A 15,868-nucleotide genomic window follows, 5' to 3' on the forward strand; every position below is an offset into this window, starting at 1 on the left:
GCCCCACCGCGCCCCGAAGACAGTCACAGGACTCCCCCAGGGATTCAGGTTTGGACGGGAGTGACGCTTCGCCGCTCCCGTGCGCTCCAGTCACTGATGAGCATGTACTTCCATCTGCGCGCGGTACCGCCCCCGGCACTGCGCAACAGCGCCCCCTGGTTCCAGCGTCTGTTCGAGGACGACTGGGACACCGTGCGGGAGCGGATCGGCCGCCATCGCGAGGAGGTGCTCGACAAGCTGTACGGCGACGTCGAACTCCTCTACTGCGGCCTCCCCCCGAACCATGCGCCGGACGGCCCCCGCACCAACGTGGTGCTCGGCGGCCGCCCGGTCTTCCACGACGACCCGGCCGTGCCGCCGTTCCTGCTCCTCACCGCGTCACAGGTGGGGAGGGTCGCCGGATACCTCAGGAGCACCGACTTCGACGGCCTGTGGCGCGACGCGAGACCGCAGCTGCTGCGGCCGTACGACATGCCGGAGACGGAGCCCGCGGTACGCGGCATGTTCGCGGCGACGCACCGCGACCTGACGGCCTTCTACGAGCGGACCGCCCAGTACGGGGACGCGGTGGTGAAGTGGCTGGTGGCCTGAGAGAACCGGGCCGGCCATCGGGTCAGCCGCGTGTCCGGGCCCTCCGGGACACCACGGCACGCAGCACCCGCCGCCCCTCGGTCGACACCTCGAGCGCCCGGCGCAGACCGCCGGCGCCGTGTCCGGCCAGGAGTTCCAGGACGCTGACCTGGCGGCGCAGTTCGGCGGCGACGAGCGGCGACATGCCCACGGGACGGCTCGCGCCGGGCGCCCCGCTCTCCCGGACCGAGTCCAGCGCCTCGGTCGGTGCCTCGGCGGAGGCGGTGTCGTCCTCGGCGGGGTCGAGCAGCCGGTGTATCTGGAGGGAGGCGACGGAGCAGGCGTCGGCCCAGATCCGCGCCTCGGCGGCGGACCGTACGGCGGGGGCGGCGGCCAGCATCCGGCGGGCGAGCAGCGCGGCCTCGTCCTCGATGTCCGTGTCGTCGACGACCTCGGCGACGCCCAGCTTCCCGCGCACCTGCTCCAGCAGCTCACCCCACTCGGCGGGGTCCCCGCCGCTCGCGAGGTTCGCCCAGAGCGGGCGCAGCGCCTCGTCGTCGCCGCCCAGCAACGGCACGCATCGATCCAAACAAGCCAACCCGCTGGCGGCCAGTCCGCGTTCGTCGGCCTGAGCGATCAGTTCCACCAGGCTCATCCACGCCTCCCATAGCGGGTCGGTCATCAGGGTCGGGGCCCCCGCACAGGCCCCAGGCAGGCACATCCCTAACGGAGCCCGCACCTCCCCTTACTGCGTGCGACGACCCGGGAGTGTCACAGCGGCACGACACCGAGCCGGTCCAGCAGCCGAAAGAACAGGTTTTCGGCCAAGGAATCCGCTTCGGCGGTGAGTACGTCGACCACCGACTCGGCGTTCACGTCGTGCCCGGCCTCGGCGGCCCAGGCGACGGCCCGTCGGGCGGCGTCACCGGGTTCGAGAAAGTAGTCCTCCAGCGTCAGCCCCTCGTCCGAGGCGCCGATGTACCCGGCCATGGCGGCCCGCGCGAGACAGGTCGTCCACGCCCCGCTCTCCGGCGCCGCCGCCTCCACGACCACCGAGGCGCTGTCCATGACGTATCCGAAGAGCGCGGGAGCCCCGGTCTCGCGGGCGAGGTCGTTCATGTTGCCGACCTCGCCGTCCCCGCTCGGGTACTCCCACACCTGCCAGCCGTCCGGCGCCTCGGCGTGTAACGCCATTCCCTCGGCGCCGGCCAGCGCGTCCAGCTCCGCCAGCGGCCGCGCCCCGCGGCCCACGACGAAGTACCCCCAGTAGCCCATCCCGGTTCCCCCTGCTGATCGGTTCGGCTCGGGCCGAATACACCACAGTCGTACAGGGGTTCGCAGGCATATGGGTCAATCCACAGCTCAGTCCAGCCGGTCCGCGAGCGCCCTGAACTCGGCCCAGGTCAATTGGGGCTTACCCGGGTCCCACAGCTTCTGCACCGTCGCCCGCAGCGGCATCCGGATCCCGGCCGCCACCTGGGCCTGCGTCTGCGAGTTCGCCAGGTCGCACCACACCGCGAAGGACCCGCCGAGGATCTGGGGGTCGTACTTGGCGGGCACCGCCGTCGTCCCCCGCAGGACCCGCGGCGTCCACTGCTGGTAGATCCGCTCGCCGGTCGGGTAGACGAAGGTCTGCGGCTCCCCGAGCACGTAGTACAGGAACTCGTCGTTGTAGTTGATGACCTTCCGCCCGGCGGCCAGGTACACGAGCGGCTCCCGGGCCCCGATCTCCTTGCCGGTCCAGTACGCCACCTGGATCTGCTTGTCCGGCTGGACGGAGGTGTCCCGGAAGAACCCGTCGTTCCACGCCCGCGGTGTGCGGCCATGGACGCGGACGGTGTCGGAGCGGCCGTTGAGCCATCCGGTGGTGAGGTCGGCGACGGTGGCGCCCGAGCCGTAGGCCTTCCGGGCGGCACTGGCGAGCTGCGGATAGGACGCCTGGGGGTCGGAGACGACCAGCGCCTGGTACTCGTCGCCGCCGAGGTGCCACTGGTTGCCGGGGAAGAGACCGGCGTACTCGTTCAGCAGGTCGTCGACGATCTTTGCGGACTCGGGCTTGGAGATGTCGATGGCGCCCCGGGTCGCGACCCCGTTGACATTGCGCAGCTGAAGATCGGGGTGCGCGGCGATGACGGCTCCCAGATGCCCCGGCGAGTCGATCTCGGGCACGATCTGGATGTGCCGGCTCTGCGCCAGCTTGACGATCTTCTGGACCTGCGCCTTGGTCAGATGCTGCTGGGACACGATCTCGGGGTGCGACTTGGACTCGATGCGGAAGCCCTGGTCGTCGGAGAAGTGCAGCCCCAGCTGGTTGTACTTCAGGTCGCCGAGTTCGCGCACCCGGTCCTCGATCCAGCCCGCGGTGAAGTACTTGCGGGCGATGTCGAGCATGAACCCGCGCACCGGCTTGGCGGGCGTGTCGCGCACGACGCCCTCCGGCGCCGTACCGCCGTCGTGCACCTCCTGCTTGAGCGTCCGGGTCCCGTAGAAGACCCCGGCCTCGCCGGGCCCGCTGATCGCGACGCGCCCGCCGCGCACGGTCATCGTGTACGACTCCGGGTTCGCCCCCTCGTCGTCACCGAGCGCGAGCCGTACGTCCCCGGCACGCACGTCGCTCTTCTGCCCGGCGTACGTCAGCCCCAGCTCACCGGCGATGAGCCGCCCCTCGTCGGCGAGTTCCTTGTCGCTCACGACGACCCGCTTGTTCTCGGCGGGGCGCCAGCCGGGCCCGCGGGCCGCGGTGTGGGAGCGCACGGCCGGGATCGTCTGTGGCGCTTTCGAGAGCGGATACGACCGGGTGGGCGACGGTGTCGGCGCGACCGCGGCGCCGGAGTCGGCGGCCTCGCCCGGCGCGGACCGCCCCTGTTCGGATCCGCCCGATCCTCCGTCCCCGCTCGATGCCAGAAGACCGAGGCTCACCCCGGCCGCGACCGTCACGACGACCACCGCGACGATCAGGACCCACGTCTGCTTCAGCGCCTTCTTGGGCCGTGCCCGGCGCCTGTGCTTGTGCTGACTCACGGCGCCAACCTAGGGCCTGTGAAGATCCACAACCGTCCACCACACGTTCCGAAACTCTCCCGTTCGGCTGAAATTCGGGCATCCGTCGGACACCTCATGCCCACACTCGGTAACGTGGCGCCACTCCTCCCCCCAATTCCCCTGCCGAAACCCACGTGACGCCCACACACCTCCCCGGCCGAGTGGCCATACCGTCGCTGCCCGAGCAGACCCGCACTCCACCGTCGCAGAACGCGCTGGAGAGCTTCAACGCCACACCCGTCGACGAGGTCCGGCAGACCCTTCTGGCCTGCCTGCACAGTGCTCGCTGGGCCGACCGCATCGCGGACCACCGCCCGTACCCCGACGCCGAGTCCCTGCTGGCCGCGTCCGACGAGGCGGCGTACGACCTGACGCCGGCGGATCTGGTGCAGGCACTGGCGTGGGAAACGTTGCCCGCCCTGCCGGAGGGCGCCTACTCGGCGGCACACACGGCACTGAGCGCCGCATACGCCGCATACGAGGCCAAATTCGGGCATGCATTCATTATCTGCCTGGACGGCCTGTCGCACACGGAAGCCCTGGACCATGTCCTGGCGGGCATCCGGTCACGTTTGGCAAACGATCCGGAGGAAGAACGGGTGGCCGCGGCAGAGGAACTTCGGCGCCTGGCAAGGGGGCGATTGGTCAACGCCCTAAGGGGCGCGGGGAACGGCGCGACCAGCCACCACGGCGCCGCACCCGGGATCGACCCGCACATCCCACCCCATTAGCCGCCAATACCCCATCCGCGTGCCACTTTGATCACATACACCGGCCCGACGTAAGCGCCGCAGGCAACCGTCGCTACGATGCTGGGGGCCGGTGGACCGTACCCGGCCGGGCCCGACCGACAGCACAAGCCGGCGCGGCCCCAATCCCCGCTCCCGGAGGAACTTCCGTGCCGGCTGGAACGCTGTACCGCGGCCGGGAAGGAATGTGGTCCTGGGTGGCTCACCGAGTCACCGGCGTCCTCATTTTCTTCTTCCTGTTCGTTCACGTGCTGGACACCGCTCTCGTGCGTGTCTCCCCCGAGGACTACGACAAGGTCGTAGCCACGTACAAGACGCCGATCGTCGCGCTGCTGGAGTACGGCCTCGTCGCCGCCATCCTGTTCCACGCGCTCAACGGCCTGCGTGTCATCGCCGTCGACTTCTGGTCGAAGGGCCCGCGCTACCAGAAGCAGATGCTCTGGTCCGTCGTCGGCCTGTGGCTGGTGCTCATGCTCGGGGCGATCTACCCCGTTCTCGGCCACGCCGCTCGTGAACTGTTCGGGAGCTGACGCGCATGTCCACCACTGAGAAGACCACCACCGGTATCGGCCCGGTCGAGGGCGAGTCCCTCTACAACGTCGACAATCCGGCCCCGTTCATCGAGGCCCCGCGCAAGCGCACGAAGAAGACCCCGAAGTCCACCCGGGGCAACTTCGAGATGGCCGCGTGGCTGTTCATGCGCCTGTCCGGCGTCGTCCTCGTCGTCCTGGTCATCGGCCACCTGCTGATCCAGCTCGTGCTGGACGGCGGCGTCTCCAAGATCGGCTTCGCCTTCGTGGCCGGCCGCTGGGCGTCCCCGTTCTGGCAGGTCTGGGACCTGCTGATGCTGTGGCTGGCCATGCTGCACGGCGCCAACGGCCTGCGCACGGTCATCAACGACTACGCGGAGCGCGCGAACACCCGGCTGTGGCTGAAGGGCCTGCTCTACACCGCCACGGTGTTCACCATCCTGCTGGGCACGCTGGTGATCTTCACCTTCGACCCGAACATCCGCTAGGCACGGGGCTGAGGCAACCACCATGAAGATCCACAAGTACGACACCGTCATCGTCGGCGCCGGTGGCGCGGGCATGCGCGCGGCCATCGAGTCCACGAAGCGCAGCCGCACCGCCGTGCTGACCAAGCTGTACCCCACCCGCTCCCACACGGGCGCCGCGCAGGGCGGCATGGCCGCCGCGCTCGCCAACGTGGAGGAGGACAACTGGGAGTGGCACACCTTCGACACGGTCAAGGGCGGTGACTACCTGGTCGACCAGGACGCCGCCGAGATCCTGGCGAAGGAGGCCATCGACTCCGTCCTCGACCTGGAGAAGATGGGCCTGCCGTTCAACCGCACCCCGAACGGCACCATCGACCAGCGCCGCTTCGGCGGTCACAGCCGTAACCACGGCGAGGCCCCGGTGCGCCGGTCCTGCTACGCGGCGGACCGCACCGGCCACATGATCCTCCAGACGCTGTACCAGAACTGCGTGAAGGAGGGCGTGGAGTTCTTCAACGAGTTCTACGTCCTGGACCAGCTGATCACCGAGGTCGACGGCGTCAAGAAGTCGGCCGGTGTCGTGGCGTACGAGCTGGCGACCGGCGAGATCCACGTCTTCCAGGCGAAGGCGGTCATCTACGCCTCCGGCGGCACCGGCAAGTTCTTCAAGGTGACGTCGAACGCGCACACGCTGACCGGTGACGGCCAGGCGGCCGTGTACCGCCGGGGTCTGCCGCTGGAGGACATGGAGTTCTTCCAGTTCCACCCGACCGGCATCTGGCGCATGGGCATCCTGCTGACGGAGGGCGCCCGTGGTGAGGGCGGCATCCTCCGCAACAAGGACGGCGAGCGCTTCATGGAGAAGTACGCGCCGGTCATGAAGGACCTCGCGTCCCGTGACGTCGTCTCGCGCTCCATCTACACGGAGATCCGTGAGGGCCGCGGCTGCGGTCCCGAGGGCGACCACGTCTACCTCGACCTCACCCACCTCCCGCCGGAGCAGCTGGACGCGAAGCTGCCCGACATCACGGAGTTCGCGCGGACGTACCTCGGCATCGAGCCGTACACGGACCCGATCCCGATCCAGCCCACCGCGCACTACGCCATGGGCGGCATCCCGACGAACGTCGAGGGTGAGGTCCTCTCGGACAACACCACGGTGGTCCCGGGCCTGTACGCGGCCGGCGAGGTCGCCTGTGTGTCCGTGCACGGCGCCAACCGGCTCGGCACGAACTCCCTGCTGGACATCAACGTGTTCGGCCGCCGTGCGGGTATCGCCGCCGCCGAGTACAGCCAGAAGGCGGAGTTCGTCGAGCTGCCGGAGAACCCGGCGGAGCTCGTGGTCGACCAGGTGGAGCGGCTGCGCTCGTCCACCGGCACCGAGCGGGTGGCCGCCATCCGCAAGGAGCTCCAGGAGACCATGGACGCCAACGTCATGGTGTTCCGTACGGAGCAGACGATCAAGACGGCGGTCGAGAAGATCGCGGAGCTGCGCGAGCGCTACAAGAACGTCGCGATCCAGGACAAGGGCAAGCGGTTCAACACGGACCTGCTGGAGGCCGTCGAGCTGGGCAACCTGCTCGACCTGGCCGAGGTCATGGCCGTGTCCGCCCTGGCCCGCAAGGAGTCCCGCGGCGGTCACTACCGCGAGGACTACCCGAACCGCGACGACGTCAACTTCATGCGCCACACCATGGCGTACCGCGAGGTGGGCGACGACGGCACGGAGTCGATTCGTCTCGACTACAAGCCGGTCGTCCAGACCCGCTACCAGCCGATGGAGCGTAAGTACTGATGGCAACCCCCGTCATGGACAAGGTCGAGGCGGAGTCCGCGGCCTCCCCGTACATTACGGTCACCTTCCGGGTCCGCCGCTTCAACCCGGAGGTCTCCGCCGAGGCCGTGTGGGAAGACTTCGAGCTGGAGATCGACCCCAAGGAGCGCGTCCTCGACGGCCTCCACAAGATCAAGTGGGACGTCGACGGCACGCTGACCTTCCGCCGCTCCTGCGCGCACGGCATCTGCGGCTCGGACGCGATGCGGATCAACGGCAAGAACCGTCTTGCCTGCAAGACCCTCATCAAGGACATCAACCCCGAGAAGCCGATCACGGTCGAGCCCATCAAGGGCCTGACGGTCCTGAAGGACCTCGTGGTCGACATGGAGCCGTTCTTCCAGGCGTACCGCGACGTGATGCCCTTCCTGATCACGAAGGACACCAACGAGCCGACGCGCGAGCGTTTCCAGACGGCCGAGGACCGTGAGCGCTTCGACGACACGACGAAGTGCATCCTCTGCGCCGCCTGCACCTCCTCGTGCCCGGTCTTCTGGAACGACGGCCAGTACTTCGGTCCGGCCGCCATCGTCAACGCGCACCGCTTCATCTTCGACTCGCGTGACGAGGCCGGGGAGCAGCGCCTGGAGATCCTCAACGACAAGGACGGCGTCTGGCGCTGCCGCACGACCTTCAACTGCACGGACGCCTGCCCGCGCGGCATCGAGGTCACCAAGGCGATCGCCGAGGTCAAGAAGGCCCTGATCACTCGGCGGTTCTGAGGTCGTTTCCGTACGGCTGCGACGGCCCCGTTCCCGTTGGGAGCGGGGCCTTCTCGCATATGGGTTGGCCAGGCCTGCCCGGCCGTGATCAACTGCCCCCGCCATGTAGGGAGCAGCTTCTGGGGAGGAGCTGCCGGGAGGGGGAGGGTGCGCCGATGCGTGCCGTCGAGGAGCTGGTCGTCCAGCCGTGTCCGCAGTGCGGGGTGGAGGTCCGTGGGGACCGTCGGTTCACCGTGTGGTGCACGGCCTGCGACTGGAACGTGGATCCGCAGGGGGCGGACGAGGAGAAGCAGAGCAGGCTGGAGCGGCGGCGACGCCGGATGGCCCAGGAATACGGCGAACGGCTGCTGGGGCAGCTGGCCGGCGAGGCCGGGCGCCCCGAGGGCGAGCGGCCGGGACGGTCGGCGGCCGGGGTACTGGCGTACACCATCGCGCTCCTGGTGCACGGGGTGACCCTGGCCCTGCTCGCCGGTGGGCTGTGGCTCGTGATCGGCGACTGGGGCGGCTTCGGCATGGTCCCCGGGCTGTTCCTGCTGGCGCTGGCGGCGACCCTCCGCCCGCGGCTGAACCGGCTGCCCGCGGGCGCCCATGTCGTGCCCCGGGACGAGGCGCCCGAGCTGTACGCCCTGGTCGACGAGGTCGCGGCGGCTCTGGGCACCCGGAGCGTGGATGTGATCGTCCTCGACGGGCAGGCCAACGCGAGCGTCACGCACCTCGGTGTCCGCCACCGGGTTCTCACACTGGGGCTGCCTCTGTGGGAGGTGCTGTCCCCGCAGGAACGGATCGCTCTGCTGGGCCACGAGTTCGGCCACTTCACCCACGGGGACACCCGGCACGGCATGGTCGTGGGCACCGCCTACGGCTCGCTGACCACCTGGTACTACTACCTGTCCCCGATCGAGAACCCGACCGCGCTCGAATACCTCGTCAGCCTCCTCTACCTCCCGCCCCGTTGGTCGATCACGGGTGTTCTGATGCTGCTCGACCTCCTGACGACGCGCGCCTCGCAGCGCAGCGAGTACCTCGCCGACGCGGCGGCGGCCCGTATCGGATCCACCGACGCCGCGGCCGGGCTGATGGACCACCTGCTGGTCGCGGAATCGATCGACATGACGCTCTACCGAGAGGTCAACGCCCGGCAGATGCGCAGCTCGGGACGGGTGACCGCGAAGGACGCGGAGGGGCTGTGGGAGGCGCTCGCCGCCCATCTGCGCTCGGTCCCGGAGTCCGAGCACGAACGCCGTCGCCGCGTCAGCGCCCGCCGCGGCCACAGCGTCGACGCGACACACCCGCCCACACATCTGCGCCGCGCCCTGCTGCTCCGCCTCCCGTCGGCGCCCGCCTCGGTGACGGCCGACGCCGAACGCACCCGAGGTCTCGCCGCCGAACTCGCCGACCGGCGCGCCGCCGTGGCGCTGGAACTCGTCCGGGACGGGCTCGACCAGTACTGACTACAGCTGGCTCAGGATCGTCGGGTCCGTGATTTTTGTGTCGGCCGCCAGCATCATCGCCTTGCTCAGGATCACCGCCAGGAGCCGGTCGCCCTCGTAGGGGAGGTAGCCGGGTTGCGGGGTGGACGGGGTTGATCTGGGGACTATGCAGAGGTACTGGTCGTTCGGGGTTCTGAGGATGTTGCCCGAGCCGAGGTGGATCTTGTACGTGTGGCGGTCGCCCTTCACATGCAGAAAGCGGCCCTCGATCGTGCAGCGGTCGGCGATGGCCAGTCTCGGGACCAGGCGTTCCAGCAGGGCCCGGCGGGTCTCGGCGCTCGCGCCCAGCTCGCCGAAGCCGTACGACGTCCAGTACTCGCGGAAGCGGCCGTCGGGGCCGCCGTCCTGCCAGGTCGGGTCGTTGCCGACGCTGGCCACGCCGACGAACAGGTCGACGTCGCGCAGGACTTCGGAGAGGACCAGGGGCGGGACGTCGGCAAGGGGCACCGGGTCGATCGGGTCCGTGCCGTCGCGCAGCCACATGCGGTACTCGCCGCCGCAGCAGTGCGCCGAGTTCTGCGGGGCGTCGATCGGGTAGAAGCGGACCTGGTCGGTGCGCAGCCGCAGGAAGCTGCCGGAGTCGGTGATGTACTCGTAGTCCGCGCCGTCGTCCCCCGTGATCCAGTACTCGGCGCGCAGCCCCCACTGGGGCAGCTCCCGGACGGCCGGCGGCGCCTCGTCGTCGACGGCCAGGCGCAGCTTGTCGTGCCAGCCCCGGATCGCCGCGAGCGAGTGGAACTGGTGCTGGCGAAGGAAGTGCGCGGCGAAGCGGTTGGAGTACGTCCCCGTCGCGCGCTCGGCGTCGGTCAGGAGGTACACCTCGCGGTGGGCCTGCTTGAAGGGCTGGGTGATGCCGTGCCGCTCCAGCCAGTCCCGCCAGGCGACGATCTCGGCGGGCTCGTGGCCGACCGGGTGCCAGAGTTCGACGCGGCCGCCCTCGGTCACCGGGGCGTCGGCCAGGGTCCGCAGCTCGCCGTCGGCGTACCCGACGGTCCCGCCGTCGACCGTCCACAGCAGGCGGCGGGCGAGTGTGCCGACCAGCGGGTGGTCGAGGTAGCGCTCGCGCCAGGCGGCGTACGGCCAGGTGCGGCGCGAGAGGAACTGGCGGTCCAGGCGCTCGCTCTGGGCCGAGAGCATCCTGTCGATGTCCTTGACCGCGGCCTTGAGCTCCTTGAGTTCGTCGGCATGGTCGCGGCGAACGGCGGCGGGCACGCTCCTGACGGCCTTGCCGCTCGCGTTGTGCCAGCTCAGCACCGCCTTGGCGCCGCGGACTTCGAGCAGTGCCGTGACCTCGCCGAGCCGGTGCTCCGCGCGGCCCACCTCCGTCAGGCCGTACCCCGGTACGGCCAGTTCCTCGATCTCCTCGCGGCTCAGGCCCATCGCCTCCGCGCGGGCGTCCAGAGCCGTGTCGAGGACCTTGAGCGTGCCCTTGAAGGTGACGCGGGTGGCCAGGCGGGCGAGTTCGGCGAGGGCCGGCTCGTCGTCGATGCGGCCGAGCGCGATGACGGCGGCGTTGGCGACCTTGGGGTTCACCGGTCCGAGGCCCGCGACCTTGCGCAGGGCGGTCCCTACGAGGGCGCCCAGGGTGCGGGCGGTCTCGGGATGTGCGGGCAGAAGGGAGAGCAGCCAGGCCAGGCCGCGCAGGGCGTCGGCGTTGTACGGGTCGAAGGTGGCGTTGGGGCTCGGGCCGTAGCGCGGTTCGAGCAGGAGAGCGGTACGCGGCCCGCCCGCGAGCCGCAGCCAGGACAGCAGCCGCTCGCGCACCTCGTCGGCGTCGAGTGCCGTGAGCAGGGCCCGGCCGGTGCGGTCCCATTTCGCGGACGGGCGGGCGCTGGTCGCCGTGGCCGCGTGGGCGAGCAGCCGCAGCCAGTCGTCGCCGAGTTCGGCGGCCTCGGAGAGAGCCGTGTCGGACCATGCCTCGCCCGGATTCACCGGTGGGCCGTCGAGCCGCGCGACCAGGTCCCCCAGGCGCTTCCTGCCGTTCCACACGGTCAGATACGAGCGCCGGATCACGGCGACGAACCCGTCGGGCAGTGCCCGTCCGTCGGCGAACTCCTGATCGGCGAGCCGGACCAGCCCGCTCGGGTCGTGGTGCACGTCCTGGTCGGCGATCAGGCCGATGAGCGCGGCGCGTGTGGCGGGTGGCTGCCCCTCGGTGGCGGCCCGCAGCATCCGGAAGCTGTTGAGCAGGTCCACGATGTGGCGGCGTCCGACCGCACCGGGCTCCAGCTCGTGGTACCGGGCGGCCAGTCCGTGCAGGAGCCGCGCCTGGAAGGCGGTGTCGGCGGCATCGACCGCTTGTGCGACGTCGTGGCCCTCCCGGCGCCACTTGCCGTCGGTCAGCTCGAAGAGCGCGAGCAGTTCGGGGACGAGCCGCTCGGCGTCCTCGGCGTCGATCAGGGCGAGGGCCGCGCCGACCGTCTGTGTGTGTTCCGGCGTCGAAGCGACCATCAGCCACCCACCAGCGCCACGAGCTTGAGGAACGTGATCTCGGTGCCGAGTCCGAGTTCGATCTCCTCGTCGAGGTCGGTGATCTGACGGTCCCCCACGAGGACGAGGAAGCCGTTGCCCGCGAAGGCCTTCAGCGCCAGCTCGGTCTGCGCCTCGGGGTCTATGCGGCGGGCCGTACGCATCGCGTAGCCGTTCAGCACGCGCTCGGCGTCGCGCGGCTGCACCAGGCCCTGGAAGACCTCCGGCGTACGCGCGTTGTACTCGGCGACCTCCTGGAACACCCGGCGCCGGATCAGCTCACCCGCGGTGAGCCGCTCCTCGGCGATCTCCAGTCCCCAGCCGTCGCCGCGGCTCCCGCTTGTCGTCTCGTCGACGAACGTCACCATTCCCATGCCGCCGACAGTACGAGCCGGCACTGACAATCACGGGTTCCGGCCGATCATCGCCTTACCCTGACGGTATGTCAGATGACGAGTCGTACGAACTGCTCGGGTTCGACAACGTGCTGCTGCCGGTCGGCGACCTCGGCGAGGCCGTCGGGTTCTACGAGCGGGCCGGGTTCACGGTCGGGTTCCGGCTCGACGAGGCCGGCATCGCGCAGCTGAAGGTCGGCGGCGAGACACCGGGTCTGCTGCTGCGTCAGGAGGAGGCGCTGGGGCACCGTCCACCGCCGTGGCCGTCCCCCCGTGTGTGGCTGGAGGTTCCGGACGCACGCGCGGCGGCGCGGACGCTGCGCGAGGCCGGTGTCGAAACGATCGACGCGCCCTTCTCCGTGGCGACCGGCTGGACCGTCGAGATCGCCGACCCCTGGGGGAACGTCGTCGGACTCACGGACTACTGCAAACGGCCGGAGCTCGGGCGCAGACCCTGACGACGCCCCCGGCGGGGACGTGACGGAGGCCTCACCTCCATTGAGTTGAACATGTTCAAAGACAGGGCCTACAGTCATCCCTGTCAGCGTTTTGAACGCGTTCAAGAAGGGGGAGGCCATGGACCGCACGGTCATCGCCTACATCATCTACCTGGTCGTCAGCATCGCCCTGACCATCTGGGTGGCCCGCACTCTCAGCCGCAACGGGCGGATCTTCCTCGCCGACGTGCTGCGCGGGAACGAGAAGCTCGCCGACGCCGTGAACCACCTGCTGGTGGTCGGCTTCTATCTCGTCAACCTCGGTTTCGTCGCGCTGTATCTGAGCGACGACGACACCGTCCTCGACACGCGCGGCATCTTCGAGGCCCTGTCGACCAAGCTCGGCGTGGTGCTTCTGGTGCTCGGCGTGATGCACCTGGGCAACGTCTACGTGCTCAACAAGATCCGGCGGCGCGGGGTGATGGAGCGCGAGCAGGTGCCCCCGGTCGCACCGCAGGACTGGGTCGCCCCGTCGGCCGGGGCCTGAGCGGGGCCCGGCATGACGGCCCACACGACGGGCGGCAGGACGGCGGGGGTCGCGGTCCGCGGCCTCACCGTCCTCTACGACGCCCAGTGCTCACTGTGCACCTTCGTGCGCGACTGGCTGGTGCGGCAGCCGCAGTTGGTGCCGCTGGAGATGGTGCCGGCCGGGTCCGACGAGGCCCGGCGGCGCTTCCCCGGCCTCGACCACGCGGCGACGCTCGACGAGATCACCGTCGTCGGCGACGCCGGGCAGGTCTACCGCGGCGGCGCCGCCTGGATCGTCACGCTGTGGGCGCTGCGCGAGCACAGGGGACTCGCGCATCGCCTCAGCACGCCGTCCGGGGCGCGGCTCGCCAAGGGGGCCGTGCTGGCCGCCGCGAAGTGGCGGGGATCGACGTGGGGCGGCACGAACCAGGGCGGCGGCACGTGGGGCGGCGCCAAGCAGGCCGACGGCACGTGGGGCGGTCGGGCCTACGGACGCGGGGACGGCTGGTCGTACGACCCGAGTTGGGGATGGACGTACAACCCGCCGGGGTGCGCCGACGGCAGCTGCGCCACCTCACCGTAGGGGCGGCGAGCAGGGCGGACCCGGCCTGAAGGGCGCTCCCCAGGACTCCTTTTCTGGCATGCACCCTTCCAAAACCGCGCTCGGGTTGGCACGCTGCCTCCGGTTCTCCACTCCGCACTCGCACCGACTGTCGGTTGCCGGGCGGCCACCTGGTCGCCCGGTCCCCCCATCGCAGAAGGAGTACGCGTGAGAGGCATACCCCGCGTCATCCGCATACCCCGCCCCGCCCTCGGCGCCCTGGTCGGCGTCACCGCGCTGCTCACCGCGGGCGCCCTCGCCACACCGGCGGGCGCCGCGCCGAGGCCCGACACCCCCACCGCCATCAGCCAGGTCTCCGCCGGAGCGCAGCAGCAGGCCCGCGACTTCTGGACACCGGAGCGGATGCGGGCGGCGACCCCGCTCGATCTGGTGGGCGTCGACGGCCACATCGACGGCGGCGCGGCGCCCCGCAAGGGCCCGGCGACCACCGTCGCGCCCACCTCCCCCGCCGCGGCGGTCGGCAGGGCCGTCACCGACATCGGCCTGATGGCCTTCCCGAACGCCGGCGGCCAGTGGTCCGGCGGCGGCGCGGTCGTCAACACGGCGGGCCGCGTGTTCTTCAGCTACCAGGGCCGTACCGCGTCCTGCTCCGGCAACGCCGTCACCAGCAACAACAAGAGCACCGTCATCACGGCCGGCCACTGCGTGAAGCTTGAGGGTGCCTGGCACACCAACTGGGTCTTCGTGCCCGGCTACCACGACGGACAGTCCCCGTACGGTCGCTGGAGCGCCTCGAAGACCCTGTCCACACCCCAGTGGACGGCGAGCGAGGACATTAACTACGACGTCGGCGCCGCCGTCGTCGCCCCGCTGGACGGCAAGCTCCTCACGGACGTCGTCGGCGGGCAGGGGCTGGCCTTCAACACCGGCTACAACCTGCGCATGTACTCGTTCGGCTTCCCGGCCGCGGCCCCGTACGACGGCGAGAAGTTCATCTACTGCAGTGGCAACACCAACCGGGACTTCCTGCTGTCGAACGACCACGGCATGAACTGCAACATGACCGGCGGCGCCAGCGGCGGCCCCTGGTTCACGCAGTTCAACGAGTCCACGGGCACCGGCCTGCTGTCGTCGGTGAACAGCTTCAAGTACAACTTCCTGCCGAACCGGATGTACGGCCCGTACTTCGGCGCCGACGCCCAGAACCTGTACCAGACGGCACAGGCCTCCTGACGATCGGCACAAACGCCACTCGTTAGGCTCTCTTTCCGTGCCCTCGAAGAACGACAGCCCTGAACAGGGCGACACGCCCAGCAAGTCCGAGCAGACCCGTGCCCTGATCCTGGAGACGGCCATGCGGCTGTTCCAGGAACGCGGCTACGACAAGACGACGATGCGGGCCATCGCCCAGGAGGCCGGAGTCTCCGTAGGCAACGCGTACTACTACTTCGAGGGCAAGGAACACCTGATCCAGGGCTTCTACGACCGGATCGCCGCCGAGCACCGGGCGGCGGTCCGGGAGGTCCTGGCCCGCGAGACGGAGCTGGAGGCGCGGCTCGCGGGCGTGCTGAAGGTGTGGCTGGACATCGCCACGCCGTACCACGAGTTCGCGGTGCAGTTCTTCAAGAACGCCGCCGACCCCGACAGCCCGCTCAGCCCCTTCTCCCCCGAGTCGGAGCACGCGCGCCTGGAGGCCATCGCCGTCCATCGGGAGGTGCTGGCCGGCGCCACGAAGACCAAGGTGCCCGACGAGCTCAGGGACATCCTTCCGGAGCTGATGTGGCTCTCCCAGATGGGGCTCGTCCTGTACTGGATCTTCGACCGGACCGAGGGTCGCGAGCGCAGCTACGGGCTCGCCGAGCGCGGTGCCAAGCTGACCGCGCGGGGCGTCTCGCTGGCCCGGTTCCGGGTGCTGCGCCCGCTGGTGCGCGAGGTGCACGAGCTGTTCACCGACTTCCTGCCGGGGATGACGAACGCCATCCCTGACCCGGCCCGGAGGAAGGCCGACAAGGCCGAACGGAAGGACACCGGCAAGGGGGCGCCCGCCGAGGACGAGCGCCCCTGAAACCG

17 protein-coding genes are annotated in these 15,868 nt (G+C 70.1%); 12 read left to right on the forward strand and 5 right to left on the reverse strand.

The annotated features are described in order from the left end of the window. The first annotated feature begins 96 nt into the window (after nt 1-96). On the forward strand, nt 97-591 hold the full coding sequence (locus CP983_RS16380; protein ID WP_150506637.1) for a DUF1877 family protein: 495 nt from the start codon (nt 97-99) through the stop codon (nt 589-591). 22 nt (nt 592-613) lie between these two features. On the opposite strand, the gene CP983_RS16385 is transcribed toward CP983_RS16380, so the two are convergent. The 3 genes from CP983_RS16385 to CP983_RS16395 form a co-directional block, all read right to left on the reverse strand. Beyond that, nucleotides 614-1,225 (reverse strand): hypothetical protein, encoded by a 612-nt coding sequence (locus tag CP983_RS16385; protein WP_107903828.1) that lies wholly within the window; start codon nt 1,223-1,225, stop codon nt 614-616. Between the two features lie 116 nt (nt 1,226-1,341). After that, nucleotides 1,342-1,845, reverse strand: a complete 504-nt coding sequence (locus tag CP983_RS16390) for a hypothetical protein (protein WP_150500131.1) — start codon at nt 1,843-1,845, stop codon at nt 1,342-1,344. Between the two features lie 87 nt (nt 1,846-1,932). Next, nucleotides 1,933-3,546, reverse strand: coding sequence for a beta-N-acetylhexosaminidase (locus CP983_RS16395; RefSeq protein WP_150506639.1), 1,614 nt, complete (start codon nt 3,544-3,546; stop codon nt 1,933-1,935). A 200-nt stretch (nt 3,547-3,746) separates the two neighbouring features. Here CP983_RS16395 and CP983_RS16400 point away from each other — a divergent pair, with 200 nt between their 5' ends. The 6 genes from CP983_RS16400 (at nt 3,747) to CP983_RS16425 (ending at nt 9,368) form a co-directional block, all read left to right on the forward strand. Further along, on the forward strand, nt 3,747-4,343 hold the full coding sequence (locus CP983_RS16400; RefSeq protein ID WP_150500133.1) for a 2-oxo-4-hydroxy-4-carboxy-5-ureidoimidazoline decarboxylase: 597 nt from the start codon (nt 3,747-3,749) through the stop codon (nt 4,341-4,343). 167 nt (nt 4,344-4,510) lie between these two features. After that, entirely contained in the window at nt 4,511-4,891 is a 381-nt protein-coding gene (gene sdhC, locus CP983_RS16405) for a succinate dehydrogenase, cytochrome b556 subunit (RefSeq protein WP_078504082.1), read from the forward strand. 5 nt (nt 4,892-4,896) lie between these two features. After that, complete coding sequence (locus tag CP983_RS16410; RefSeq protein WP_150500135.1) at nt 4,897-5,379, forward strand: succinate dehydrogenase hydrophobic membrane anchor subunit; 483 nt, start codon at nt 4,897-4,899, stop codon at nt 5,377-5,379. Nucleotides 5,380-5,401: 22 nt separating this feature from the next. Next, complete coding sequence (sdhA, locus tag CP983_RS16415; RefSeq protein ID WP_107903834.1) at nt 5,402-7,156, forward strand: succinate dehydrogenase flavoprotein subunit; 1,755 nt, start codon at nt 5,402-5,404, stop codon at nt 7,154-7,156. Beyond that, the gene (locus tag CP983_RS16420; protein ID WP_107903836.1) at nt 7,156-7,917 is read left to right on the forward strand and encodes a succinate dehydrogenase iron-sulfur subunit; all 762 of its coding nucleotides are present in this window, start codon (nt 7,156-7,158) and stop codon (nt 7,915-7,917) included. Before sdhA ends, CP983_RS16420 begins: the two co-directional genes overlap by 1 nt. 155 nt (nt 7,918-8,072) lie before the next feature. Then, a complete protein-coding gene (locus CP983_RS16425) occupies nt 8,073-9,368 on the forward strand; it encodes a M48 family metallopeptidase (RefSeq protein ID WP_150500137.1) in 1,296 nt (431 codons plus the stop codon). Here CP983_RS16425 and CP983_RS16430 read toward each other — a convergent pair whose 3' ends face one another. Both CP983_RS16430 and CP983_RS16435 read right to left on the reverse strand, forming a co-directional pair. Beyond that, nucleotides 9,369-11,858 carry a DUF4132 domain-containing protein gene (locus CP983_RS16430; RefSeq protein ID WP_150500139.1) on the reverse strand — a complete coding sequence of 830 codons (2,490 nt, stop codon included), beginning with the start codon at nt 11,856-11,858 and terminating at the stop codon, nt 9,369-9,371. Beyond that, nucleotides 11,858-12,250, reverse strand: a complete 393-nt coding sequence (locus tag CP983_RS16435) for a hypothetical protein (RefSeq protein ID WP_107903840.1) — start codon at nt 12,248-12,250, stop codon at nt 11,858-11,860. Before CP983_RS16435 ends, CP983_RS16430 begins: the two co-directional genes overlap by 1 nt. Before the next feature lie 68 nt (nt 12,251-12,318). On the opposite strand from CP983_RS16435, the gene CP983_RS16440 reads away from it, so the two are divergent. The 5 genes from CP983_RS16440 (at nt 12,319) to CP983_RS16460 (ending at nt 15,863) form a co-directional block, all read left to right on the forward strand. Beyond that, entirely contained in the window at nt 12,319-12,729 is a 411-nt protein-coding gene (locus tag CP983_RS16440; RefSeq protein WP_107903843.1) for a VOC family protein, read from the forward strand. A gap of 118 nt (nt 12,730-12,847) precedes the next feature. Next, nucleotides 12,848-13,255 carry a hypothetical protein gene (locus CP983_RS16445; RefSeq protein WP_030957280.1) on the forward strand — a complete coding sequence of 136 codons (408 nt, stop codon included), beginning with the start codon at nt 12,848-12,850 and terminating at the stop codon, nt 13,253-13,255. 12 nt (nt 13,256-13,267) lie between these two features. Continuing rightward, nucleotides 13,268-13,819, forward strand: a complete 552-nt coding sequence (locus CP983_RS16450; RefSeq protein WP_150500141.1) for a thiol-disulfide oxidoreductase DCC family protein — start codon at nt 13,268-13,270, stop codon at nt 13,817-13,819. A 186-nt stretch (nt 13,820-14,005) separates the two neighbouring features. Beyond that, the gene (locus CP983_RS16455) at nt 14,006-15,031 is read left to right on the forward strand and encodes a trypsin-like serine peptidase (protein WP_373309856.1); all 1,026 of its coding nucleotides are present in this window, start codon (nt 14,006-14,008) and stop codon (nt 15,029-15,031) included. Between the two features lie 37 nt (nt 15,032-15,068). Further along, entirely contained in the window at nt 15,069-15,863 is a 795-nt protein-coding gene (locus CP983_RS16460) for a TetR/AcrR family transcriptional regulator (protein ID WP_150500143.1), read from the forward strand. The last annotated feature ends 5 nt before the right edge of the window (nt 15,864-15,868 follow it).

Origin of the sequence: Streptomyces chartreusis, from assembly GCF_008704715.1 — a bacterium.
GTDB classification, from domain to species: domain Bacteria; phylum Actinomycetota; class Actinomycetes; order Streptomycetales; family Streptomycetaceae; genus Streptomyces; species Streptomyces chartreusis.